Origin of the sequence: Chryseobacterium aahli, assembly GCF_022699665.1 — a bacterium.
Lineage (GTDB): Bacteria > Bacteroidota > Bacteroidia > Flavobacteriales > Weeksellaceae > Chryseobacterium > Chryseobacterium aahli.
The window spans coordinates 724,315-748,201 of sequence record NZ_JALDNB010000002.1 but is presented as its reverse complement, the minus strand read 5'-3'; the positions used below and the strand labels follow the sequence as shown (position 1 = coordinate 748,201).

The following is a 23,887-nucleotide window of genomic DNA, read 5'->3' as shown; positions in this document are numbered from 1 at the left end:
AATTTATCTAATTTCTCAAATACTGCCCGATATCTGCAGAATCAAAAGTATAGGCATTAGAATTTTCAGATTTGTCTAGTTTTTTACTAATCGTCAATGCCCATAAAACCAATTCTTTGCAGAAGTTTTTGTCTTCTGTACTTAATTCAGAAACGTTTTCTTCTATAACAGTTGTCAATGGAGCAATGCTGTTGAGCTTGCTGTAGAATTCTTCGTCGGTGTCGGTATAATTAAGCTCTAAATGATTTTTATTAAACCATTTAATTAAATCTGTGTAAGGTGTTTTGATGCCTTCTTTTTCCAGTTTTGAAATGCGTGGGAAAATACTTTCAAACTGTACCATCACCGCTTTGTCAATTAGTATTTTCGCCACATAATCTGCGCCTTCCTGTTCGCCTTCATACACCAATTCAATTTTCCCAGTTATTGACGGAATAATCGACATGAAATCTAACAAACGAACGGTGGTTTTTGAAGCATCAGTTTCTATCAGACGTAATTTTGCGGCAGCTACTAAGTTTTCCATTGCGCTAATGGTTAGTCTTGCACTTACGCCACTTTTTGCATCTACATATTCACTGTCACGGGCTGCAAAAGCTACTTCTTCCAATAGGTTTTTTGCCAAATCAGGAATTTGAATTTGGGCTCTATCTTCCGCTGAAACTTGTGCCTCCTGTTCGGTAATATGTTTTGCCAATTCGATTGTTTTCGGATAATGCGTGAAAATCTGTGACCCGATTCTATCTTTCAGAGGAGTCACGATGCTACCACGGTTGGTATAATCTTCCGGGTTTGCGGTAAACACAAACTGAATATCCAAAGGCATTCTCAACTGAAATCCACGAATCTGAATATCACCTTCCTGTAAAATATTAAACAGAGAAACCTGAATTCTCGCCTGCAAATCGGGCAATTCATTCAATACAAAAATCGAACGGTTCGCTCTCGGAATCATTCCATAATGCAAAACGCGCTCGTCAGAGTAGGGAAGTTTCAAAGTGGCTGCTTTTATCGGGTCGATGTCGCCAATTAAATCGGCAACATTTACATCAGGAGTCGCCAGTTTTTCAAAGAAGCGGTTCGAACGGTGAACCCAAGAAATTGGAGTTTCGTCGCCCAATTCTGCAATCAGATCTCTCGCAAATTTCGAAATCGGCTGAAACGGACTGTCATTGATTTCCGAACCTTTTACAATCGGCATGAATTCATCCAAAAGATTGACCATACTTCTTGCGATTCTGGTTTTTGCCTGTCCGCGCAAACCTAATAAATTGATATGATGCCCCGCTAAAATCGCCTTTTTCAATTGCGGAACCACAGAATCTTCATAACCCCAAAGTCCTTCAAATACAGGTTCTTTCGCTTTAATTTTCGCAATTAAATTTGCCTGAATCTCCTGATTGATGGTTTTATCGGTATATCCTGATTTTTTTAATTCTTTAAATGTTGTATCGTTTTTCATTTTAAATTTTTATTATTTAATTGGCTGGGTGATGGATGTCTGAAGCTTGAAGTTAATGTGTTCAAAAAAATCAAACGATGACATCATTAGAAAGTTATGAAAGGCAATGATTTGCTGACATATCGATCATCCATCTTCCATCATCCAACTTTATATTCTCTTAATCCTATTCTTCTCGTAATCCTCAAAGATCATCTGTCCCAAACCTGAAAGTCCAGTCAGAAAAGCTTTTCCTTTATTTTGTGCAGTAAAAGCATTCACAAACTGACGAAGATAAGGATCCTGGGCAATCATAAAAGTGGTAATCGGAATTTTCAGTTTTCTTGCCTGTGCAGCTTTATTTAAACATTCAGTTACAATTCTCTGATCAAGTCCGACACTGTTCATGTAATACTCGCCATTGGGTAGCTTCAAACAGCTTGGTTTTCCGTCGGTGATCATGAAAATCTGCTTGTTGGTATTTCTTTTTCTGCGGAGAATATCCATTGCCAATTCCAGTCCTGCAACGGTATTTGTGTGATACGGACCGACCTGCAAATAGGGAAGGTCTTTGATTTTAATTGGCCACGCTTCGTTTCCGAAAACGATGATATCAATGGAATCTTTTGGATATTTTCTTTTGATAAGTTCCACCAAAGCCATGGCTACTTTTTTGGCAGGAGTAATTCTATCTTCGCCGTACAAAATCATTGAGTGGCTGATGTCGATCATCAACACCGTGCTCATCTGAGCTTTGTGCTTGGTTTCTTCTACGATGAGGTCGTCTTCGGTCATTCGAAGATCTGCAATTCCGTTGTTGATTTGAGCGTTTTTTAGACTTTCGGTCATATTTACTGTCGATAAATCATCGCCGTATTGGAAGTCTCTGTTTTCGCCATCACGCTCGTCGCCGACTCCGGATTTATTGGTTCGGTGATTTCCGATGCCGCTTTTTTTAAGTTTACCGAAAATCTGGTCTAAAGCATATTCACGCAAAGCTGCTTCCAGTTTGGCGGTCAGAATATTTTTGCCTTTTCCGCTTCCTGTATTTCCGTCTTCGGAATCGTCTTCTTTTTTGATGTAGCCTCGCTTTTTGAGGTCTTCTTCAAAATCTGCAAGCGTATATTCGTCGGTGAAAATATCATATTCTTTATCGAGCATATCGAGCCACTCAAAAGCTTCCTCAATATCGCCGGAAGTGTGGGTCAGCAAATCTTTGAACACATCAAAAACCCGATCAAAATGCGATATTTCTTCCGGAACGTGTTTGCTGAATGTAAAACCCTGTTGAAAATTAAATTGTTTATCTGTCATGAGAAGAATCTCGTTTTTAGAAAAGACAAGTTAGGGAAATTTCGTAGGAATGGCGTGGGTTTAAAAATAGAAAATGTGGATGATAGTTATTTATAATTATTGATTTATGATTTTTTAAAAGGAGAAAATACTTTTGTTTTAATATTATAGATATTATAAGCAACTAAAGCTTTGTTTCTTGTTCTTTTATCATTTGATATAAATGCTTCACAAAAACTTGCGAAATACGCGTGATTTGAATCCCATAAACGAGCGTAATTAGATTTCTCATTAAATTTGTCTTTCCAATAACCAATCATATCTAATAATTCAAAAACACCACCAAACCTATTATGCATTCCAAATGATTTTCCATCAGGATGTAATTCTACACTTTTTTCAATAATTTCTAAAAATGAAAAACCTTGTAATACGTCTAATTTTTTGTTTATATGTTGTATGACATCACTTGGTTGATAATTATTAATTTCCATTAAATTAATTCCAATGTACTCTCTAAAGATTTCTTTTTGATTTTCACTTACGGTATTTATCATTGATTTCATTGAATCTCTCGCAAAAGGAATTTGATTAATTGTTTCATATACAACTTTAGGAGATTCTAACTGTTCATAAACTATGTTGCTTGGAAGTTCATGAAATAAATATTTATTTTTCGTTATTTCCTCAATTGTTTGAAATCTTTTTGTTAGACGATTTGTTAATTCTTCTTTATTATCGGCCGTAATTTCATTAAGTTCATGGATATGAGCAGCAGAATAATAAATATCAGTAATTTCTTCTCCTAAATTTTGACTTAATTCATAAATGTCAATTTTTTCCTGTTCAATATCGATTATTACGTTATTGTCTAAATAAACTTTCATATGTTATATTTTTTTCAAAGCTAAATAACTTTTCAGTATTTGCATATAAAATTATATAGTGATTATGTTTCATAAGCTCCTTTTTAATACTGGTAATTAGACATTTCAAATAATAAATTATACTTTCTAAACCCTTATCTTTGCCCTCAATAAAATTCAGCATGAAAGACTTAATGGGACGCGCAATCTGGGATTATTTTCACAAAGAAAATCCTGAAGATCTGCAGACTGAAACTTCAATTTCCGAACTCGATGAACTTCCGGTAGACTATCTTTTCAGAGATTTTGAAGAGATGAACAAGATCGAACAAAAAGCTTTGAAATTAGCTCAAGGAAAAGTTCTCGATATCGGGGCAGGAGCGGGTTCGCATTCACTCTATCTTCAGAATGAAAGGAACTTAGATATTACCGCTTTAGATATTTCGCCAAAGGCAATTGAAGTTTGCCAGTTGAGAGGAATTCAGAAAGCAGTTGCTCAGAATATGCTTGAATTTTCTGGAGAAACCTTCGATACGATTCTTCTTTTAATGAACGGAACAGGGATTTTCCAAAGTCTGAATGTGATTGATATTTACCTTCAAAAACTTCATTCTTTATTAAACAAAAACGGACAAATTCTTATTGACAGCACCGATATTTTGTATATGTTCGACACCGATGAAGATGGCGGAGTTTTGATTCCCGCAAATGGATATTATGGTGAATTAGATTATGTGGTTCACTATAAAAACGAGTCTGAAGACCCTATCAAATGGTTGTATCTTGATTTTAATACTTTGCAAAATGCGGCGGCAAATAATGGTTTCAAAATTGAAATGATTTTACAGGATGAGGATTCTTATCTGGCAAAACTGACTAAAAAATAAAACCCTTGCCATTGTAAGCATAGCGAACAAACTCATCTCAAATATTTTACATTTAGTTTGTCATTCCGTAGGAATCTAAATAAGGATTATACATTCCAATTTCTACAAAATAAGTCTAGATTCTTACAGAATGACAAGCTTGGTGGAAATGAAAATTTCAAAAAATAGAATAGAAAGCAAAAAAGACGCATAAGTTATGCGTCTTTTTTTATCTAAAATAATGAAATTTTATCCTATTTCAATACCATTTTCTACCGTTTCATCAGGCGTCACAAAGGATAATTTTCCATCAGCTTTTGTTGTCAATAACAACATTCCCTGAGATTCAATTCCTCTGATTTTTCTTGGAGCAAGATTCAATAAAATCATTACTTGCTTTCCAATTACTTCTTCGGCCGTAAAGCTTTCTGCAATCCCTGAAACAACGGTTCTTACATCAACGCCTGTGTCAACAGTCAGCTTTAATAATTTATCTGCTTTTTCCACTTTTTCAGCTTCAAGAATAGTTGCTGTTCTCAAGTCGATTTTCGTGAAATCATCAAACTGTATTTCGTCTTTCATTGGGGTGGCGTTAGGGTTTGTTTTTTTATTGCTTTGTTTTGTATTTTCTAATTTCTGGATTTGAAAATCAATCACATCATCTTCAATTTTTGAGAAAAGAAGAGACGATTCGTTGATCTGATGTCTAGTTTTAATTAAGATTTTTTCATTTTTAATGTCGCTCCAATTTAATTGTGAAACATTAAACATCTTCTGTAATTTTTCTGCACTGAAAGGTAAAAACGGTTCACAAATTTGTGCTAAACCAACTGCAATTTGTGCAGCGATGAAAAGTGAATTTGCCGCCTTCTCAGGATTGTCTTTAATGGTTTTCCAAGGTTCTTCAATTTGTAAATATTGATTTCCGAATCTTGCCAAATTCATCATTGAAGTCAAAGCATTTCTGAATTCGTAGTTTTCTAAAAAGGTTTCAACTTCTGTTGCTGCCTTTGTAATTTCGTTGAGTTCATCAGCATTTTCATTTCCTGCAGGAATAATTCCATCATAATATTTATGAATTAAAACCGCAACTCTGTTGATAAAGTTTCCGAAAATTCCAACCAATTCAGAATTGTTTTTCGTTTGGAAATCTTTCCATGTAAAGTTATTATCCTTTGTTTCCGGAGCTGAAGAAAGCAATGCGTAACGCAAAACATCCTGCTGTCCCGGAAATTCTTCTACATATTCGTGTGCCCAAACTGCCCAGTTTCTTGAAGTTGAAATTTTATCGTTTTCAAGATTCAAAAATTCAAAAGCGGGAACATTTTTCGGCATTTTGAAATCTCCGTGAGCCTTCATCATTGCAGGGAAAATAATACAGTGGAATACAATATTGTCTTTTCCGATAAAATGAACCAAATCAGATTCTTCGCTTTGCCAGTAATCTTTCCAGTCTTTTCCGTTTTTCTCAGCCCATTCTTTGGTGAAAGAAATATATCCAATTGGTGCATCAAACCAAACATACAACACCTTTCCTTCAGCATTTGGAAGAGGAACAGGAACGCCCCAATTCAGATCTCTGGTCATGGCACGAGGTTTCAATCCATCGGTTAACCACGATTTCACTTGTCCGTAAACGTTGGGTTTCCAGTCGTCTTTGTGACCTTCAATAATCCATTCATTTAAGAAATCTTCATATTCATTTAAAGGTAAATACCAGTTTTTTGTATCTTTTTTAATAGGAACATTTCCGCTTAGCATTGATTTTGGATTAATCAATTCTGATGGTGAAAGGGTAGAACCACATCTTTCACACTGATCTCCATAAGCGTTTTCGTTGCCACAGTTCGGGCAGGTTCCAACGATATAACGGTCGGCTAAAAATTCATTTGCCTGTTCGTCAAAATACTGTTCAGACATTTCTTCTGTGAACTTTCCTTTTTCGTAAAGCACTTTAAAGAAATCCTGACTTGTTTCTCGGTGATTAGCCGATGTCGTTCTCGAATATTCATCAAATGAAATTCCTAAATCTGAAAAAGATTTTTTGATGATTTCGTGATATTTGTTGACGATATCCTGTGGGGTAACTCCTTCTTTTTTAGCTCTTATGGTAATAGGAATTCCGTGCTCATCCGATCCACAGATAAAAGCAACATCTTTTCCCGATCTTCTCTGAAATCTAGCGTAAACATCTGCAGGAATATAAACTCCCGCCAAATGCCCAATATGAACCGGTCCGTTTGCGTAAGGCAAAGCCGCCGTAATCATCTTTCTGTTTGACATTTATAGTATAGTTTTAAGTCTGCAAAGATAAAGATAATCTGCCAAAATTCCTGAATTAGCTTAGTATAATGTATGTAATATATTTTCGCAAAGCTTTATTAGTAACTATTGTATTTCTTCATTAAACGAAGTGGCTTTGTTTAGCATAAAAAAAAAATAATTATTTTTAGAAAAAGACTTTGTCTAACCTTGCGATAATTTTAAAAACAAGGCAAAACAAAGAGAAATAAATGCAGTGAAAAATTTGGGATAAACAAAGCCGTTTCACTTATTTTCGGAATACTCGTTGTACATTTTAAAGTACTTTCGTCACTTCGAGTAGATTTTTGAAAAAAAATAGTATCGAGAAGTTTGTAATTTTGAAGATAAAACTATTCTCGATACATTTTTTCTCCACTTTGTTACGAAAAAACACTCGAATTGACGAATCCAATATTGCAATTTTTCAAAATGCACAACGGTTAGGAATCTTTATTTGATTTATTACTAATTGTTGATGCTAATTTTTTTATTTTTAAACTTTATAAAATTCAATAAGATGAAAATTACAATTGGAGCAATTTTACTTACCATGATGTTTGCGGGTGCAAATGCGCAGTCGTTGAAATCTCCCGATGGAAAATTTGAAATGAATTTCCAGCTGAAAAACGGAGTTCCTTTTTACAATTTAAAATATAATGGAGCTGCTGTTGTTGAAGATTCCAAGTTAGGATTAAGACTTTTTAAAGATACTTCGGTGACATTTGCTTCTGAAATTGCTAAAACTGAAGATGCGAAATTTGATTTGAATAATGATTTCGTTAAAACTTCTGAGAAAAGAGATTCAAAAAATGAAACATGGCAACCGGTTTTAGGCGAAAAGAAAAATTATATCAACCATTATAATGAATTGGCGGTTACGCTGAATCAAAATTCGACTGACAGAAGTATTGTGGTGAAATTTCGTTTGTTTAATGATGGTTTAGGCTTCAGATATGAATTTCCGCAACAGAAAAACCTGAATTATTTTGTGATCAGAGAAGAAGATACAGAGTTTGATTTTCCGACGGATATGAAAGCCTGGTGGATGGTCGCTGACTACGATTCTCAGGAATACAAATATCAGGAAACCAATATCTCTGAAATTCCACAAAAATGGGATAAAGCTTTTGATTCTAATGCTTCTCAGAAATTAATTAAAAATGCGGTTCAGTCTCCGTTAATGTTAAAAAAGAACGGAAAAGAACCTTTGTACATCAATATTGCAGAAGCGGCGGTTCTTAATTATGCAGCTTCACATCTTGAAGTTGATGCTCAGAATTTTAAATTTAAAACCCATCTTACGGCAGATCGACAAGGCGCAAAAGGGTATATTCAGACTCCTTCTGTGACGCCTTGGAGAACGATTATTGTTTCACCAAAAGCAGAAGAATTGATGGATTCTAAAATGCTTTTCAATCTAAATGAACCTACTAAATATACCGACACGTCTTACATAAAACCCACAAAATACATGGGGGTCTGGTGGGAAATGATCATCGGGAAATCGCAGTGGGCGTATTCTACAGCGGATAATGTGCATCTTGGAACAACCGATTTTTCTAAATTAACACCCAACGGAAAACATGGAGCCAATAATACAAAAGTTAAAGAATATATTGATTTTGCCGCTGAAAATGGTTTCCAAGGACTTTTAATTGAAGGCTGGAATGTCGGCTGGGAAGATTGGTTCGGCCATTCCAAAGAATTTGTTTTTGATTTTCTGACGCCATATCCAGATTTTGATATTAAAATGTTGAATGAATATGCTCAATCTAAAGGTTTGAAATTAATCATGCATCATGAAACTTCAGGTTCGGCAACGAATTATGAAAGATGGGCAGATCAGGCTTTTCAGTTGATGAATAAATATGGCTACACGTCTGTAAAAACAGGTTATGTAGGTGATATTATTCCGAGAGGAGAGCATCATTATTCGCAGTGGACGATCAATCATTATTACAGAATTGTAGAAAAAGCCAATGACTATAAAATCATGGTCAATTCCCACGAATCGGTTCGTCCGGGAGGAGAAAGTAGAACTTATCCGAATTATATTTCAGCAGAAGCAGCAAGAGGAACAGAATACGAAGCATTTGCTGGAAATAATCCAGACCATCAAACGATTCTTCCGTTTACACGATGGATGGGCGGTTCGATGGATTATACTCCTGGGATTTTCCAGACCAAATTAGATTATTATTTTCCGGGAGATCAACGTTTTGTGAAAACCACTTTGGCAAAACAATTGGCGTTGTATGTGACGATGTATATGCCTTTGCAGATGGCTGCAGATTTACCTGAAAACTACAAAAAACACATGGATGCTTTCCAGTTCATCAAAGATGTGGCTGCAGATTGGGATGATACCAAAATTTTATCGGCAGAACCCGGAGATTACGTGATTACGGCAAGAAAAGCGAAAGGAACCGAAAACTGGTTCGTAGGTGGAATTACCGATGAAAACAAAAGGGAATACATCATAGATTTTTCATTTTTAGATAAAGAGAAAAAATATGAAGCAACCATTTATGAAGATGGAAAAGATGCAGATTATATTGACAATCCTCAGAGTTATAACATTTATAAAAAACAGATTACAAGCAAATCCAAAATCAATTTTAAAATGGCTCGAAGCGGAGGTTTTGCTATCTCAATTAAACCTGTGAAATAATTTAAATATGAAAAAAACTACAATAATTTTTACAGTAATACTTTATGTATTCGGTTTTGCCGCATTATCAGCTCAGGCAAAATTTGAAAAAGAAAAAATAGAAATTTCAAAAATGCTTAATGATTTTAATGTGGCAGCAGCAAATGCTGAATTCGAAAAATATTTCGACTTCTACACTGATGAATCAACATTTATTGGAACTGATGCAACCGAAATTTGGAACAAACAGGAATTTAAAGTTTGGGCAAAACCTCATTTCGATAAGAAAAAAACATGGAATTTTACGTCCTTGAAAAGAAATATCTATTTCAGCAAAGACGGAAAGCTGGCTTGGTTTGACGAATTATTAGATACTCAAATGAAAATCTGCCGTGGCTCAGGAGTTTTAGAAAAAATAAACGGAAGATGGAAAGTGAAACAATATGTTCTCTCAATGACGGTTCCAAATGATGTTGTAGATAAAGTGGTTTCAGAAAAATCTGCTTTAGAAGATGTTTTGTTGCAGGAATTAAAGTCTTCTAAAAAAATAAAACAGCATTAAAAAAATAGTAAAATCATCAATAGAAGCGGGCATTAGTCCGCTTTTTTATTTTAAAGAGATTAACGGCTTTAGCCAAAACCTAAATATAAGATCTAAAAATTCACTTCGAAGAAAATTGAGCATTCCCAATTCACCTTTAAATCACTTCTTACCTTACATCAACATTTTCTGACAAAGCTCGCTGTACATTTGTACTATAAATAATCAAAAAAAAATATCTACAATATGAAAACAGTATATCACAAAGCAGATTCTAGAGGTCACGCAGATCACGGTTGGTTAAATTCATACCACACCTTCAGTTTTGCAGGCTATCAAAACAGAGAAAGATCAAACTTCGGAGTGTTGAGAGTTTTGAATGACGACACCGTTTCACAAGGAATGGGTTTTGGAACACACCCGCACAAAAATATGGAAATCATATCAATTCCGTTGGAAGGAAATTTAGAACATAAAGATTCTATGGGAACGACTGCGGTTATCAGAAAAGGAGAAATTCAGGTAATGAGCGCCGGAACCGGTGTAATGCACAGCGAATACAACCAAAATAAAGATGAAGCTGTAAAATTCTTACAAATCTGGGTTTTCCCGAGAGAAGAAAATGTAGAACCAAGATATGACCAGAAAAGCATTAAAGAAGGAGAAAAAATCAACGGATTCCAGCAGATTTTATCTCCAAATAAAAACGATGACGGAGTTTGGATTCATCAGGATGCATGGTTTAATTTAGCCAATTTTACCAAAGGAAATGGTAAAAACTACACCATCAACAAAAAAGGAAACGGAGTTTATGCATTTGTCTTAAAAGGCAGTGCAAAAGTGGGAGACAGAATTTTAAACGAAAAAGATGGTTTAGGAATCTGGGACACCCAAAGTTTCAATATTGAAGCGGTAGAAGACACCGAAATCCTATTGATGGAAGTTCCTATGGATTTACCATCATATTTAAAATAAAAAATAATATTTTCGCACCACAAAAATTCCCTCCTCAATTCCCCTCCTTTGGAGGGGTGGCGAAAATTCAGAATGAATTTTTGACGGGGTGGTTAAAAAAAGACAACAACAACAACAACAACAACAACAACAACAACAACAACAACAACAACAACAACAACAACAACAACAAGCCCCAAAGGGGCGACATAACAAAGCATGAGGCAAAGCCCTATGAAATAAAAAAAAGACAACAATTATACAATGAAAATCCTAGCCATAGCAGGAAGCAATTCCGACACATCAATCAATAGACAACTCGTAACTTACGCCACAACATTATTCGAAAATGCAGAAATAGAAATCGTAGACATGAACGATTTTGAAATGCCCATCTTCAAACACCAAAGAGAAGTAGAAAACGGAGTTCCTCAACAGGCAATTGATTTCGCTTCAAAAATTGACGGCGCAGACGTTCTTTTGGTTTCTTTATCAGAGCACAACGGAACATACTCAACAGCATTCAAAAACGTTTTCGATTGGACATCAAGAATCAAACAAAGAGCAGTCTGGAACGAAAGACCAATGTTACTAATGGCGACCGCACCAGGTGGAAGAGGAGGTTTAGGCGTTTTAGAAGCTGCCGAAAAGCGTTTTCCTTTGCATGGCGGAAATATTGTAGACACTTTCACGCTTCCTTTCTTTAATGATAACTTTGATAGAGAAAATCAAAAGATTTCTAATACAGAGAAAGACAGTGAGTTAAAAGAAAAAATAGCAAAGATTTCTGCTGTTGAAATAATCTTAGAAAAATAGCATTTGAATATTAACTTAAAATTAATATCTTTGCAAAAAGAAAAAAGAATGAAGATTCAGTCCACTTTCAAAGAATGTTTTTCAATTAATGGAAAAACTGTGGACTCTGAAACTCTCAGATAAAACATCAGCCGATAATCTACCAAGATTGTCGGCTTTTTTATTTAGATAATTAAAAATAAATTGTACCAATTTACCATCATTACAAGTGAAAACATTGTTAGATTGCTAAACTGATACATTGTTACATTACATACTATGAGCAATACTTACAAATCTGCAGGTGTAGACAAAGAAGAAGGTTACAAAACCGTTGATAAAATCAAAAAAGCGGTGGGCGAAACGCACAACTCCAATGTATTGAATCATTTGGGAAGCTTCGGTGCTTTTTACGAAATCGGTGGTTACAAAAACCCGGTTTTGGTTTCAGGAACTGACGGAGTAGGAACGAAACTGAAAGTTGCTTTAGACTCTAAGAGATACGATTCTATCGGTGTAGATTGTTTCGCAATGTGTGCCAATGACATTCTTTGTCATGGTGCAAAGCCTTTATTTTTCCTTGATTATTTAGCTTGCGGAAAACTGGATTCTGAAATCGCTGCAGAAATCGTTTTAGGAATGGTAAAAGCTTGTAAAGACAACAACTGCGCATTGATTGGTGGTGAAACTGCCGAAATGCCGGGAATGTATCAGCCTGGAGATTACGATGTTGCAGGATTCTGTGTAGGAATTGTTGAAAAAGACCAGATTATTGACGGTTCTAAAATCAAAACTGGAGATAAAATCATCGCTTTACCAAGTTCAGGATTCCACTCAAACGGATTTTCTTTGGTAAGAAAAATATTCCCGAATTTCGAAGAAGAATTTGAAGGAAAACCTTTGTACGAGACACTTTTGGTTCCTACAAGATTATATTTTAAAGATATTCACAGCGTAATCGAAGAAGTAGAAGTTTCAGGAATTGCCCACATTACAGGTGGTGGTTTATACGAAAATATCCCAAGAATTATTGGTGACGGATTGTGTGCTTCAATCGATGCCTCAAAAATCCAGATTCCTAGCGTAATGTTGGAGTTGGAAAAAAGAGGAAACATCGCTCGTGAAGAAATGTTCGGAACTTTCAATATGGGTGTAGGGATGATCGTAGTTGTTGATCCTGAGCACGCTGAAAAAGTGCTTCACCTTTTAGACGACGCTTACGAAATCGGAGAAATCACTGAAGGAGCTGAAAAGATCGATTTAAAATTTTAGGAGCTTAATCCCGCTTTCCGCTATATCTTTTGTTCCGCTTCGCTACACAAAAGGATGCCGCTTCAATCGGGGCTAGTTAATAACAGTCAAAGCCTTGTCAAGGTTTTAAACCTTGACAAGGCTCACAAAATAAAAATGAAAAACTTAGTTATACTCGTTTCAGGTTCAGGAACCAATCTTCAGAGAATTATTGATACCATTGACAGCGGAGAAATCCAGAATGCAAAAGTATCTTTAGTTGTTGCTGACAGAGAATGTTACGGACTCGAAAGAGCGAAAAATCACAACATAGAAACTGTGTTGATTCCGAGAGGGAAAAACTTCAGCAGTGACTTGGGTAAAATCATTCCCGAAAATACAGATTTAATCGTATTGGCAGGATTTTTATCCATCCTCAAACCTGAGTTCGTGGAAAGTTGGGAAAACAAAATTATCAACATTCACCCAGCCTTACTTCCAAAATACGGCGGAAAAGGAATGTGGGGACATCATGTACACAATGCCGTAATTGAAGCTAAAGAAAAAGAAAGCGGAGCAACAGTACATTTTGTAACCGTAGGAATCGACGAAGGAGAAGCAATTCTTCAAAAATCATTCGAAGTCACAGAAAATGACACTCCGGAAACGTTAGCAGAAAAAGTTCACAAAATTGAATATGAAATTTTTCCAATAGCTATTAATAAAGTATTAGGAAATAATTAGAAACTAATTATTAGAGATATAAAAATTCCCCTCCCTTGGAGGGGTGGCAAAAATTCAAAGAATTTTTGACGGGGTGGTTTAGACATCCAAAATTTAAAAACAAAAGGCGAAACTTAACTCAGCCTGAAAGAAAAAAGACACACTTAGATAAAAAAAGAATATTTCGAAAAAGTAAAAAATCTAAGTAAAAGTAAGATCGGAGGTGAAAGAACCGGTCTACAGTTTGAAATAACTGTAAAAAGTAAAAGTTGAAAAAGTCCTGAAAGGGACAAAAGTAAAAATGAGTGAAAATCGCAATCCTGCGATTTTCGCTTCAAAAAATGAAAAATCTATGAGCAAGAGAGTTTTGATCAGTGTTTCTGACAAAAGCGGATTAACAGAATTCGCACAGTTTTTAGAATCTCAAAATTATGAATTGATCTCTACAGGAGGTACATTCAAACATTTGAAAGACGCTGGTTTAAATCCGATTCAGATCGATGAGGTGACCGATTTTCCTGAAATGCTAGACGGAAGAGTAAAAACTTTACACCCGAAAGTTCACGGTGGTTTGTTGGCTGTTCGTTCAAATGAAGAGCATATGAAAACCGTTCAGGAGCACAATATCGGTTTGATCGACATGGTGATTGTGAATTTATATCCGTTTTTTGAAAATGTTAACAAAAACATTTCATTACACGAAAAAGTAGAATTCATCGACATCGGAGGTCCTTCAATGCTTCGTTCGGCTGCAAAAAATTTCGATTCTGTAACGGTAATTACTGACGTTGAAGATTACGAAAAAGTAAAAATCGAAATGGAGCAAAACGGTGATACCTTCATCGAAACTCGTAAAAGGTTAGCCGGAAAAGTATTTAACTTGACTTCAGCTTATGATGCGGCGATCTCAAGAATGCTTTTAGAAGAAGATTATCCGACTTATTTGAGTGCTTCTTACAAGAAAGTTTCAGACTTAAGATACGGAGAAAACCCACACCAGACTGCAGCGTACTACGTTTCAACTTTTGAAAACGGTGCGATGAAAGATTTCGAACAATTAGGAGGTAAAGAATTATCATTCAACAACCTTCGTGATATGGATCTTTGCTGGAAAGTGGTTACTGAATTTAAAGACGAAATGGCTTGTTGTGCCGTAAAACATTCTACACCTTGTGGAGTGGCGATCGGAACTTCAGCTTTAGAAACATACAAAAAGACTTTCGAATGTGATCCTGTTTCTATTTTTGGTGGAATTGTAGCCGCAAACTTCAAAATTGACGCTGCAACGGCTGAAGAATTAAACAAAACTTTCCTTGAAATCGTAATGGCTCCTGATTTTGATGAGGATGCTTTGGAAGTTTTAAGAAAAAAGAAAAATTTAAGAATTATAAAAATCGTTAATCCGGTTTCAGACAAGCAAACTTGGGTAAAAGTTGATGGTGGAATCTTGGTTCAGGATAACGACAGTATTTTCTCTGATGATATTAAAGTAGTGACTGAAACTCAACCAACAGAAGAGCAGAAAAAAGCACTATTGTTCTCTCAGAGAGTGGTAAAATACGTGAAATCAAACGCAATCGTTGTTTCAAACGGTATTCAGGCTTTCGGAATCGGAGGTGGTCAGGTAAACAGAATCTGGGCGACTCAACAAGCTATCGAAAGAGCAAAAGAAAAATTCACAGGAGAATTAGTTTTAGCTTCTGATGCATTTTTCCCTTTCCGTGATGTGGTTGATTTCTGCGCTCAGGAAGGTATTACAGCAATTATCCAACCTGGAGGAAGCGTGAAAGATCAGGAAAGTATTGACGCTGCCAACGAACACAAAATCCCAATGATGTTCACAGGTGTAAGACATTTCTTTCATTAAAATTGAATTAAAATAGTAATTTGAGATTGTATTTATAGCATTCAAAATTATATATTTGTAAACTAGATTAGAAATAAATAAAGTATGAGAATATTAATCATAGGTGAAGGTGGAAGAGAGTCTGCACTGGCAGCCAAACTTCAAAAGGACAGCAGAGTTACTAAAATGTTTTTTGCCAACGGAAATGCGTCTACAGATGCAATCGGGCAAAATGTTCATATGTCAGACATCAAAGAATTGAGAGATTTTGCGATAAAAGAAAAAGTAGATCTTACGATTGTAGGTCCTGAAGCTCCTTTGGTAGCTGGTTTGAAGGATGAATTTAAGAAACATGATCTTAAAGTTTTCGGTCCAAACCAGAAAGTGGCAAGCCTTGAAGGAAGTAAGGCTTTCTCTAAGAAATTTATGCAGACCTATGATATCAAAACAGCAAAAGCTGTGGTATTTGATTCATATAACGAAGCTAAAGAATACGTACAGACTCAGGAATATCCTTTAGTTATCAAGGCGAGTGGTTTAGCTGGTGGAAAAGGTGTTGTTATTTGCGACACACTTGAAGAAGCTGAAGCAACGATTCACGATTTCATGATCAGAAGAATCTATGGTGATGCGGGTATCCGTTTGGTTATCGAAGAATATTTACAAGGTTTTGAGGCATCAATTATTGCATTCTCAAATGGTGAAAAAATATTCCCTTGCATCGCTGCAAAAGATTATAAAAAAGCTGGAAACGGCGATAAAGGTCCGAACACAGGTGGTATGGGTTCTGTAGCGCCAAGTCCGGAATTTACGGCAGAACATACTGCAGATTTTGAAAAAAATATTTTAGAGCCAACTTTGAAAGGTCTAAAAGCGGAAGGTTTCAGTTTCAAAGGAATCATTTTCTTCGGATTGATGGTGACTAAAAACGGAACATACTTGCTAGAATACAACATGAGATTTGGAGATCCTGAAACTCAGGTGTTGATGGCGTTGATGGAAAACAATTTGTTAGACGTAATCAACGACTGTATGAACGGAAAAGATTTAGATCTTAAATTCAAAGACGAAAAAGCAGTTTGCTTAGTAATGTGTTCAGGTGGTTACCCTGGAAACATCGAAACTGGTTTTGAAATCACAGGAATAGAAAAAGCAAAACACAGCCAGGTATTGTGTGCAGGAGCTGTTAAGAAAGGTGATAAAATAGTTTCTAATGGTGGTAGAGTGATGAACGTAGTTGCTACGGGAGCTACTTACGACGAAGCCAGAAAGAAAGTATATGAAGACGCACTTCACGTTCACTTCGATTACAGTTTCTACAGAGAAGACATCGGTAAATTTTAATATAATGCCCTGATTTTTTCGGGGCTTTTTTTATTAGAAGCCGGGAACCTGCTGGAAGTTTATCCTGAGCGTAGCCGAAGGGCTGTATCTTTTTTGTCATTGCGAACAACTTGAATTAATTTGTTGAACTATTTCTCAATCGCAATAACAAAAAAGGATGCCGCTTCCATCAGGGCTAGGGTTTTCGTCTTTTTAAAAAATTAGGTAAATCAACATCATTTGTTTTATCATTTATAAATTATCAATCATCAATTATACAATGAACAACGGTATTATCATATTAGATTTCGGATCTCAGTACAACCAGCTTATCGGAAGAAGAATCCGTGAGATGGGTGTGTATTCTGAAATTTTACCATTCAATACACCATTAGCAACAATTTTAGAAAAACAGCCAAAAGGAATCATCCTTTCTGGTGGGCCGAGTTCGGTAAATGCAGAAAATGCTCATTTGGTTGAAAAAGAATTGTACGAACAGGGAATTCCCGTTTTAGGAATTTGCTACGGAATGCAGCTTACCGCACATCTTTTAGGAGGAACAGTACACAAAGGTGTAAAAGGCGAGTACGGTAAAGCACATTTGGATATTGTAAAAGAATCTTCTTTATTGAAAGGGGTTACTCAGAATTCAGTAGTCTGGATGAGCCACTTTGACGAGGTTGGAATGTTGCCTGCAGGATTTGAATTAAATGCAAAATCGGGTGTAATCGCTTCGATTGCTAACGAAGAAAAGAAAATCTACTGCGTACAGTTTCACCCAGAAGTTTCTCATACTGAAGAAGGCGGTAAAATGTTAGAAAACTTCGTTTTTGCAATCTGTAATTCAGAGAAAAACTGGAAACTGACGAACTATATTGACAAAACAGTTGAAGAAATCAAAGAAAGAGTAGGAGATAACAAAGTGATCCTTGGTCTTTCAGGAGGTGTAGATTCTTCTGTGGCCGCCGTTTTGATTCACAAAGCAATTGGCGATCAGCTTCATTGTATATTTGTAGACACCGGACTTCTGCGTAAAGACGAAGACGTAAAAGTGATGAAAAATTACGGCGAGAGTTTTAATATGAACATCAAATTGGTTGACGCTTCAGAAAGATTCTTATCAAAATTAGCAGGAATTGATGATCCGGAACAGAAAAGAAAAATCATTGGAAACGAATTTATTCATGTTTTCGACGAAGAATCTCATAAAATTGAAGGAGCGAAATTCTTAGCTCAGGGAACAATTTACCCAGACGTGATTGAAAGTCAGTCGGTAAATGGACCTTCAGCAGTAATCAAATCTCACCACAATGTGGGTGGACTTCCCGAAGAAATGGAGTTTGAATTGCTGGAGCCTTTAAGAGAATTGTTTAAAGACGAAGTAAGAAAAGTGGGTGAAGAATTAGGAATTCCTCATCATTTGGTACATAGACATCCTTTCCCAGGTCCAGGTTTGGGAATCAGAATTTTGGGTGCTGTAGATGCTGAAAAAGTGAAAATTTTACAAGAAGCTGATGATATTTTCATCGAAGAATTATACAAAAATGATTTGTATGAGAAAGTTTCTCAGGCATTCGTAGTTCTTCTTCCTGTAAAATCAGTGGGAGTTATGGGTGACGAAAGAACGTATGAATACACCGCAGTAGTTCGTTCGGCAAACACCATCGACTTTATGACAGCAACGTGGAGCAGACTTCCTTATGAGTTTTTAGATACCGTGTCAAGCAGAATCATCAACGAAGTAAGAGGAATCAACAGAGTTGCCTACGATATTTCAAGCAAACCGCCTGCAACGATTGAGTGGGAGTAATCCTATACGAACTATTTAAATAAAAAAAAGCCTGGTTATATCTTTATAGCAGGCTTTTTTGTTATTATCAAAAAGCTTTTTTATGTCTCAATTAAAGATATTTTCGTTACTCTGAGACCTTTATTTTTTATTTTTAAATAGAAAAATAAATTGACCCTTGTTTTGTAGAATTATTATACATTTAGCACCAGCAATTCTTTACAATTCAACTCTCAGGCTAATAATCCGAAAAATGAAAATAAAACATCTGATTACAATAATCGTACTTGGCTCAATACTGACCAGTTGTATGGCTTCCGGTAAAAATAATTCACCTTCTGAAAACTATCCATGGTTTCCGTTTTCATGGTATGCCGCAAAGATTTCAGGAAAGAATTTTGATAAAGTAGCCATGCTTGTTCCTGTTAAAGTTAATGATTTAAATGCAAATTTCACCCTTCAGTTCGATTTGGGTAGCGATGCAACACTTGTCTACGGAAATACAATAAACAGTTACTATAAAGAAAGTGAAGTGAAAAACTTCCTCATAGAAAGCTCTAAGTCTACGGATAATGGAGGGAAAACAGTGTATAAGACAAAAGGGCTGGTCTATCATTTAGGAAAACTGTCTAAAGATAATTTGGTGTATAAAGAAAACTACGGAGATAAAATTCCTACAGATTCATTATTTAACAAAAAACCTAAGCACATCGGAACTTTAGGTGCAGATATGTTTAATAATAAAATACTTATCATTGATTATCCTAATAAAAGAATGTGTGTCCTTGATTCATTAGACAGCCATTTAAAGAAAATGACGACATTTGTAGATGCAAAATCCAATAATGGCAGACTGAATATTCCTCTTACTATTGCAGGCAAAACCCATTGGTTTATGTTTGATACAGGTGCTAGCTTATTTCCCATTAATACCGATAAAGAACTGTGGACTTCATTGGTAGACCAAACTGCCAAAACAGATACGATAATTGCGAATTCATGGGGTGAAAAAGTTAAATTTTATGGACGACCAATTAAAGAAAAAGTATATCTGGGAAAAAGAAAGCTAGAAAATGATTATGCCTGGTATAATGATAACAAAAGACTTCAGGAATTCAATAAAACCGAGAACATTGACGGTCTGACAGGAAATGCGTTTTTTGTTAATAACATTATTGTACTGGATTTTAAAAATAATAAATTCGGGGTAGTAAACTAAATCCAAAAACGCATAGTGCAATTGAATAAAATAATCCTGCCTTTTTTCTGGTGGGATTTTTATATTATTTTTGAAATCTCTTTCTTAAAAATTAAGTGTATGAAAAATATTTTAATCGCAAGCATTTTAATAATTTTACTCGGATGTAATAGAAACCCAGAAATTACTGAGGTTATTAACAATCAAAAAATAATTTCTGAAATTGATAAATTTATTACATATTCTAATAATAAGAAGAAAGTGAAATTTATTGTTGTTTCGGGAATTGATGATAGTAATAAGAATGTCACTGAGCTATTATTTGCCAATCAAAAACCTACAATCATTAATGAAAATTCTAAGAGAATTAATGATGAAGTAAAAAATGAAAAATATGGATATTTTAAATATAAGGATTATGAGTTTTTAATTTCAGAAAGGCTGGATAAAACTTTTAAATTAAAATATGAGAATTTTGATAAAATGAAAGACCATTTTATTATAAAAGACCATTATCCTGAAAAGGTAGAAGTAGCAAAAGAGAAATGGAGAACCATGTATTTAAAATACAATAAAGAAAAAGATTCAGTTGAATTCAGTAACATTTCTGAAATACCAATGTCAGATTACGCACATTAACAAATACCAGCTTTTCGAGGCTGGTTTTTTTATTTAAGATAATAAAATCACTATTACGTGACTCAAGTCTTCAACTCATCTGAAATTTTCCATATATTTGAAAGTTCAGAAAAATCAATCGTAAAAAACCTTTAAAATCAGGTGTTGAGAAAGTTTTATACCCATTTCAAATTCAGAATCAATCAAAGTTTGCGGATGTTTAATTTAAATCCGAAAATCAGTCTTCCTGCATTTTTAATTTTTGGGTGTCTGATGGTGGTGAAATTTCCTCTAGCAATTTTATATCCTTCACTATTTTTTCTATTGACATTTGTTTTTCACATCAACAGAAAAGATATTCCGTTTCTGCAAAAAGTCTTCGTAAGAGAATGGAGGTTAGTGGTTTTTCTTGAATCGGTAATTATTTACAGCATATTTCTGCTAGCAAACATCAATTATAAAATTGATCAATATGCACTTCTGTTTTTTGCTGCTGTGATTTCCTTCGCTTTTTTCTATCCCAAAAAACAAATTCGCTTCGGGCTTCAATGGAATTTTATTCCGACTTTTCTTTTTGAATGGAAAAGTTATTTTAGGAAAAATACGATTTTGGTGATTTTGGTTTATCTAATTCTAGTGATGTCGTCTTATTATCCGGCAAGTTTTATTTTATGCGGAATTTTCACATTTGATTTTATAGGCGCTATTTTTGAGCCCAATGAAAGTAAAGAAATGTTGGAAATGTATTTTAAAAAGTATGACTTTACATTTAAACTGCGAAATAATCTCGCTTTTTTCAACCTTGTTTTGCTGCCAACTTATATTGGTTTCTTGGTTTTTAATTACGCTGAAGGCTTTTATCTTCTGTATTATATGGTATTTATGAATCTGTATTTCCTTTTGATACTCACCAGAAAATACAAAATGTACAACTTTAAAGAAAGAGGAAATTACTACGGAATGATTGTCTTTTTAGAATTTTTTGTCTGCAGTATATTGATTATTCCTGCAATTTTCGTGATCAAACAAAATATCAAAGAGGCAAAACAAAACATCAGAATTTATGTTGGAAATTAAAGATTTATCGGTCAGTTTTAAAGATAAAAATGTCTTAAAAGGCTTGAATCTAAATTTAGAAGAAGGTTCTATCATTGGTTTGCTTGGAAAAAATGGAGCAGGAAAAACTACACTATTTGAATCTCTGTATCAGAATCAAAAATATGCTGGCGAAATTCTTTGGAATAACGAAAAACTCAAAAGAAAGAGCATTTCTTATCTCGAAACTGAAAACTATTTCTACCCATACATCACCGGAAAAGAGTATTTAGAATATTTCTCAGAAAACGAGCAGCAATCTGTAAGCGAACTTACCGGAAAATTTAAGTTGCCACTCAATAAATTTGTTCAAGATTATTCCAGCGGAATGAAAAAGAAAATTGCGTTGATGGGAATGCTGATGCTCGATAAACCCATCAACATTCTTGACGAACCTTTTAATGGAGTAGACTTTGAAGGCGTTCATATTTTATACGAAATCATCCGTGAACTGAAAGATAAAAACAAAATTGTGGTGATTAGCTCGCATATTATTGAGACTCTATTTCATACCTGTGACAAAATTGCAATTTTGGAAGAAGGAGTTATTAAAGATATATTTGACCGCTCAGATTTTGATCAACTGAGTAATTTTAAATTTTAAAAATAAATTGGTTCATCGTTTTACAGCTTCATCCGAACATTTTTTATGATTAATTTTTTACATTTGTTCAATGAAGATAGCATACCTTGGTCCACAGGCGAGTTTTACGCAGTTGGCAGCCACACAGATTTTTCCGAATGAAGAATTGGTTCCACAGTCGAGCATTTTAGACTGTTTCAATGCCGTTAAAAATAATGAAGTTGATAAAGCGGTCGTTCCTTTAGAAAATTCTATTGAAGGTACGGTTTCAATGACATTGGATTATCTCTATGATTTCGAAGTATTTATTGAAACTGAATTGGTGATGCCGATCGCGCATCATCTGATGATTCATCCTGATAACGAGACTTTTGATAAAATCATTTCGCATCCTCAAGCCTTGGCGCAGACTTTTCACTTTAGACATGATTATTATAAAGATATTCAGTCGCAGGATTATAGTTCAACAGCCGCAGCCGCAAAATTGGTTTCTGAAAATCAAAACGAGAAATGGGCAGCAGTTGCCAATCGATATTCCGCAAAACTGTATGGTTTAAAAATTATACATGAAAATATTCAGGATTTTGAACAGAATCATACCAAGTTTATCGTAATCTCAAAAAAGAAAGAAAGTTTAAAATTGGATTTACCGCAAACTTCTGAGAAAACATCACTTATCATCACACTTCCCGAAGATCACGCGGGAGGTCTTCATCAGGTACTTTCCGCTTTTGCATGGCGAAAAATGAACCTTTCAAAAATTGAAAGCCGAACTTTGAAAACGGGTTTGGGAAATTACTTTTTCTTCATCAATGTTGCCAGTGAATGGCACAATGTTTTGTCTCAAAACGTCATCGATGAGATTATTTCTTTAGGTTCTAATGTGAAATTTTTAGGACATTACAATGAATATGTTTTTACAGAATAATTTCAGTTAAATATTGTTTTCATGTGTTCAATTCTTCGTATTTTTAAGATGTAAAATTCACACACATGATGATTAAAGAAAAACAGAAGGGTTTCATTAACGAAGATTTCAAATATTTTGCAAAGCTTTTTGGAAGGTCAACTCTGAGCTTTTTGAAAATAAATTTGATAGGTCAATTCTCCATTGCAATTCTCTGCATTACGACAATAATGATAATCATCCGACAAACATATTCAAATGGCGGCGGTCCAGTTCATACAAATGGTGATGCTGCCATTGTTGTGCTTTTTATGCAACGGCCTATTGCGTTTGGTTTGACGTTGCTAAGTATGATAGGCAGTCCGTTTTTATTATTCTCAATGGGAAATAAATATGTTATGTTCAAAACAATCAACCGACTGATTGCTGATAAAGGCGAAAAATTATTGTTCCCGATTATAGATAAAATTCTTTTAAAAGTAAAAGAACATCAACCAGAATTATTCAAGCAAGGCGTTGACAAAACTAAGTTGCAGCTGAGAATTTTACAGGAAATCAGAGATTCAAAACAAAACAAATGGCTAAAGAAAATTATCACGTTTGGTTTTAAAAAAGTAAACTTGAATGAAATTGATTTCAAAGACGAGAATGTAAGTTTCTCAGAAATTATTAAAGTGAAAATCATCGATCAGCTAAAAAGTATTTCCGAACCAAGTAGACTTTTCTTTTGGGTGATTTTGGGGATTAATCTTTTAATATTGATTTTGACGGGATTTAAAGTGATTTAAAATTATCTTGATAATTCTCAGTTAATTTCCAATCGGAATAATTTTTGAAGTTACTTTGCAATTCAATTCATCCTCAA

20 protein-coding genes are annotated in these 23,887 nt (G+C 34.8%); 16 read left to right on the top strand and 4 right to left on the bottom strand.

Features of this window, described 5'->3' with window-relative positions; translation table 11 throughout:
• Positions 1-7 precede the first annotated feature (7 nt).
• From MQX03_RS05545 to MQX03_RS05535, 3 genes are all read right to left on the bottom strand, one after another.
• Positions 8-1,462 carry a sigma 54-interacting transcriptional regulator gene (locus tag MQX03_RS05545; protein WP_242802008.1) on the bottom strand — a complete coding sequence of 485 codons (1,455 nt, stop codon included), beginning with the start codon at positions 1,460-1,462 and terminating at the stop codon, positions 8-10.
• Between the two features lie 150 nt (positions 1,463-1,612).
• Complete coding sequence (locus MQX03_RS05540) at positions 1,613-2,755, bottom strand: vWA domain-containing protein (protein ID WP_242802007.1); 1,143 nt, start codon at positions 2,753-2,755, stop codon at positions 1,613-1,615.
• Between the two features lie 104 nt (positions 2,756-2,859).
• Positions 2,860-3,621, bottom strand: a complete 762-nt coding sequence (locus MQX03_RS05535) for a hypothetical protein (protein ID WP_242802006.1) — start codon at positions 3,619-3,621, stop codon at positions 2,860-2,862.
• A gap of 161 nt (positions 3,622-3,782) precedes the next feature.
• Here MQX03_RS05535 and MQX03_RS05530 point away from each other — a divergent pair, with 161 nt between their 5' ends.
• Positions 3,783-4,487, top strand: coding sequence for a class I SAM-dependent methyltransferase (locus MQX03_RS05530; RefSeq protein WP_242802005.1), 705 nt, complete (start codon positions 3,783-3,785; stop codon positions 4,485-4,487).
• A gap of 228 nt (positions 4,488-4,715) precedes the next feature.
• Here MQX03_RS05530 and metG read toward each other — a convergent pair whose 3' ends face one another.
• Complete coding sequence (gene metG, locus MQX03_RS05525) at positions 4,716-6,749, bottom strand: methionine--tRNA ligase (RefSeq protein ID WP_242802004.1); 2,034 nt, start codon at positions 6,747-6,749, stop codon at positions 4,716-4,718.
• Between the two features lie 538 nt (positions 6,750-7,287).
• Between metG and MQX03_RS05520 the strand changes: the two genes are divergently transcribed.
• The 15 genes from MQX03_RS05520 to MQX03_RS05450 all read left to right on the top strand — a co-directional run bounded on the left by MQX03_RS05520 (position 7,288) and on the right by MQX03_RS05450 (position 23,810).
• Positions 7,288-9,441: a glycoside hydrolase family 97 protein gene (locus MQX03_RS05520; RefSeq protein WP_242802003.1), complete on the top strand. Its 2,154-nt coding sequence runs from the start codon at positions 7,288-7,290 to the stop codon at positions 9,439-9,441.
• Positions 9,442-9,448: 7 nt separating this feature from the next.
• Positions 9,449-9,982 (top strand): nuclear transport factor 2 family protein, encoded by a 534-nt coding sequence (locus MQX03_RS05515; protein WP_242802002.1) that lies wholly within the window; start codon positions 9,449-9,451, stop codon positions 9,980-9,982.
• 225 nt (positions 9,983-10,207) lie between these two features.
• Positions 10,208-10,936: a pirin family protein gene (locus tag MQX03_RS05510; protein WP_242802001.1), complete on the top strand. Its 729-nt coding sequence runs from the start codon at positions 10,208-10,210 to the stop codon at positions 10,934-10,936.
• Positions 10,937-11,179: 243 nt separating this feature from the next.
• Positions 11,180-11,731 (top strand): NADPH-dependent FMN reductase, encoded by a 552-nt coding sequence (locus tag MQX03_RS05505; RefSeq protein ID WP_242802000.1) that lies wholly within the window; start codon positions 11,180-11,182, stop codon positions 11,729-11,731.
• A 258-nt stretch (positions 11,732-11,989) separates the two neighbouring features.
• A complete protein-coding gene (gene purM, locus MQX03_RS05500; RefSeq protein ID WP_242801999.1) occupies positions 11,990-12,982 on the top strand; it encodes a phosphoribosylformylglycinamidine cyclo-ligase in 993 nt (330 codons plus the stop codon).
• Positions 12,983-13,117: 135 nt separating this feature from the next.
• Complete coding sequence (purN, locus tag MQX03_RS05495) at positions 13,118-13,684, top strand: phosphoribosylglycinamide formyltransferase (protein WP_242801998.1); 567 nt, start codon at positions 13,118-13,120, stop codon at positions 13,682-13,684.
• Positions 13,685-14,015: 331 nt separating this feature from the next.
• Complete coding sequence (purH, locus tag MQX03_RS05490; protein WP_242802119.1) at positions 14,016-15,530, top strand: bifunctional phosphoribosylaminoimidazolecarboxamide formyltransferase/IMP cyclohydrolase; 1,515 nt, start codon at positions 14,016-14,018, stop codon at positions 15,528-15,530.
• Positions 15,531-15,614: 84 nt separating this feature from the next.
• Positions 15,615-16,853: a phosphoribosylamine--glycine ligase gene (purD, locus tag MQX03_RS05485; RefSeq protein ID WP_242801997.1), complete on the top strand. Its 1,239-nt coding sequence runs from the start codon at positions 15,615-15,617 to the stop codon at positions 16,851-16,853.
• 259 nt (positions 16,854-17,112) lie between these two features.
• Positions 17,113-18,642, top strand: coding sequence for a glutamine-hydrolyzing GMP synthase (gene guaA / locus MQX03_RS05480; RefSeq protein ID WP_242801996.1), 1,530 nt, complete (start codon positions 17,113-17,115; stop codon positions 18,640-18,642).
• A 232-nt stretch (positions 18,643-18,874) separates the two neighbouring features.
• Complete coding sequence (locus MQX03_RS05475; RefSeq protein WP_242801995.1) at positions 18,875-19,840, top strand: retropepsin-like domain-containing protein; 966 nt, start codon at positions 18,875-18,877, stop codon at positions 19,838-19,840.
• 99 nt (positions 19,841-19,939) lie between these two features.
• A complete protein-coding gene (locus MQX03_RS05470) occupies positions 19,940-20,458 on the top strand; it encodes a hypothetical protein (protein ID WP_242801994.1) in 519 nt (172 codons plus the stop codon).
• Between the two features lie 195 nt (positions 20,459-20,653).
• Entirely contained in the window at positions 20,654-21,514 is an 861-nt protein-coding gene (locus MQX03_RS05465) for a hypothetical protein (protein ID WP_242801993.1), read from the top strand.
• A complete protein-coding gene (locus MQX03_RS05460) occupies positions 21,501-22,136 on the top strand; it encodes an ABC transporter ATP-binding protein (RefSeq protein WP_242801992.1) in 636 nt (211 codons plus the stop codon). The genes MQX03_RS05465 and MQX03_RS05460 overlap by 14 nt, the downstream gene beginning before the upstream one ends.
• A gap of 70 nt (positions 22,137-22,206) precedes the next feature.
• Positions 22,207-23,043 (top strand): prephenate dehydratase, encoded by an 837-nt coding sequence (gene pheA / locus MQX03_RS05455; RefSeq protein WP_242801991.1) that lies wholly within the window; start codon positions 22,207-22,209, stop codon positions 23,041-23,043.
• Positions 23,044-23,108: 65 nt separating this feature from the next.
• A complete protein-coding gene (locus MQX03_RS05450; protein ID WP_242801990.1) occupies positions 23,109-23,810 on the top strand; it encodes a hypothetical protein in 702 nt (233 codons plus the stop codon).
• Positions 23,811-23,887: the final 77 nt, after the last annotated feature.

Bases quoted from the DNA above. Each gene is read 5' to 3' on its own strand.
- MQX03_RS05505 (WP_242802000.1), top strand. From the start codon at position 11,180: ATGAAAATCCTAGCCATAGCAGGAAGCAATTCCGACACATCAATCAAT.
- MQX03_RS05460 (WP_242801992.1), top strand. From the start codon at position 21,501: ATGTTGGAAATTAAAGATTTATCGGTCAGTTTTAAAGATAAAAATGTC.
- MQX03_RS05530 (WP_242802005.1), top strand. From the start codon at position 3,783: ATGAAAGACTTAATGGGACGCGCAATCTGGGATTATTTTCACAAAGAA.
- purD (WP_242801997.1), top strand. From the start codon at position 15,615: ATGAGAATATTAATCATAGGTGAAGGTGGAAGAGAGTCTGCACTGGCA.
- MQX03_RS05470 (WP_242801994.1), top strand. From the start codon at position 19,940: ATGAAAAATATTTTAATCGCAAGCATTTTAATAATTTTACTCGGATGT.
- MQX03_RS05515 (WP_242802002.1), top strand. From the start codon at position 9,449: ATGAAAAAAACTACAATAATTTTTACAGTAATACTTTATGTATTCGGT.
- MQX03_RS05475 (WP_242801995.1), top strand. From the start codon at position 18,875: ATGAAAATAAAACATCTGATTACAATAATCGTACTTGGCTCAATACTG.
- pheA (WP_242801991.1), top strand. From the start codon at position 22,207: ATGAAGATAGCATACCTTGGTCCACAGGCGAGTTTTACGCAGTTGGCA.
- purN (WP_242801998.1), top strand. From the start codon at position 13,118: ATGAAAAACTTAGTTATACTCGTTTCAGGTTCAGGAACCAATCTTCAG.
- MQX03_RS05510 (WP_242802001.1), top strand. From the start codon at position 10,208: ATGAAAACAGTATATCACAAAGCAGATTCTAGAGGTCACGCAGATCAC.
- purH (WP_242802119.1), top strand. From the start codon at position 14,016: ATGAGCAAGAGAGTTTTGATCAGTGTTTCTGACAAAAGCGGATTAACA.
- purM (WP_242801999.1), top strand. From the start codon at position 11,990: ATGAGCAATACTTACAAATCTGCAGGTGTAGACAAAGAAGAAGGTTAC.
- guaA (WP_242801996.1), top strand. From the start codon at position 17,113: ATGAACAACGGTATTATCATATTAGATTTCGGATCTCAGTACAACCAG.
- metG (WP_242802004.1), bottom strand. From the start codon at position 6,749: ATGTCAAACAGAAAGATGATTACGGCGGCTTTGCCTTACGCAAACGGA.
- MQX03_RS05535 (WP_242802006.1), bottom strand. From the start codon at position 3,621: ATGAAAGTTTATTTAGACAATAACGTAATAATCGATATTGAACAGGAA.
- MQX03_RS05450 (WP_242801990.1), top strand. From the start codon at position 23,109: ATGATGATTAAAGAAAAACAGAAGGGTTTCATTAACGAAGATTTCAAA.
- MQX03_RS05465 (WP_242801993.1), top strand. From the start codon at position 20,654: ATGTTTAATTTAAATCCGAAAATCAGTCTTCCTGCATTTTTAATTTTT.
- MQX03_RS05520 (WP_242802003.1), top strand. From the start codon at position 7,288: ATGAAAATTACAATTGGAGCAATTTTACTTACCATGATGTTTGCGGGT.
- MQX03_RS05545 (WP_242802008.1), bottom strand. From the start codon at position 1,462: ATGAAAAACGATACAACATTTAAAGAATTAAAAAAATCAGGATATACC.
- MQX03_RS05540 (WP_242802007.1), bottom strand. From the start codon at position 2,755: ATGACAGATAAACAATTTAATTTTCAACAGGGTTTTACATTCAGCAAA.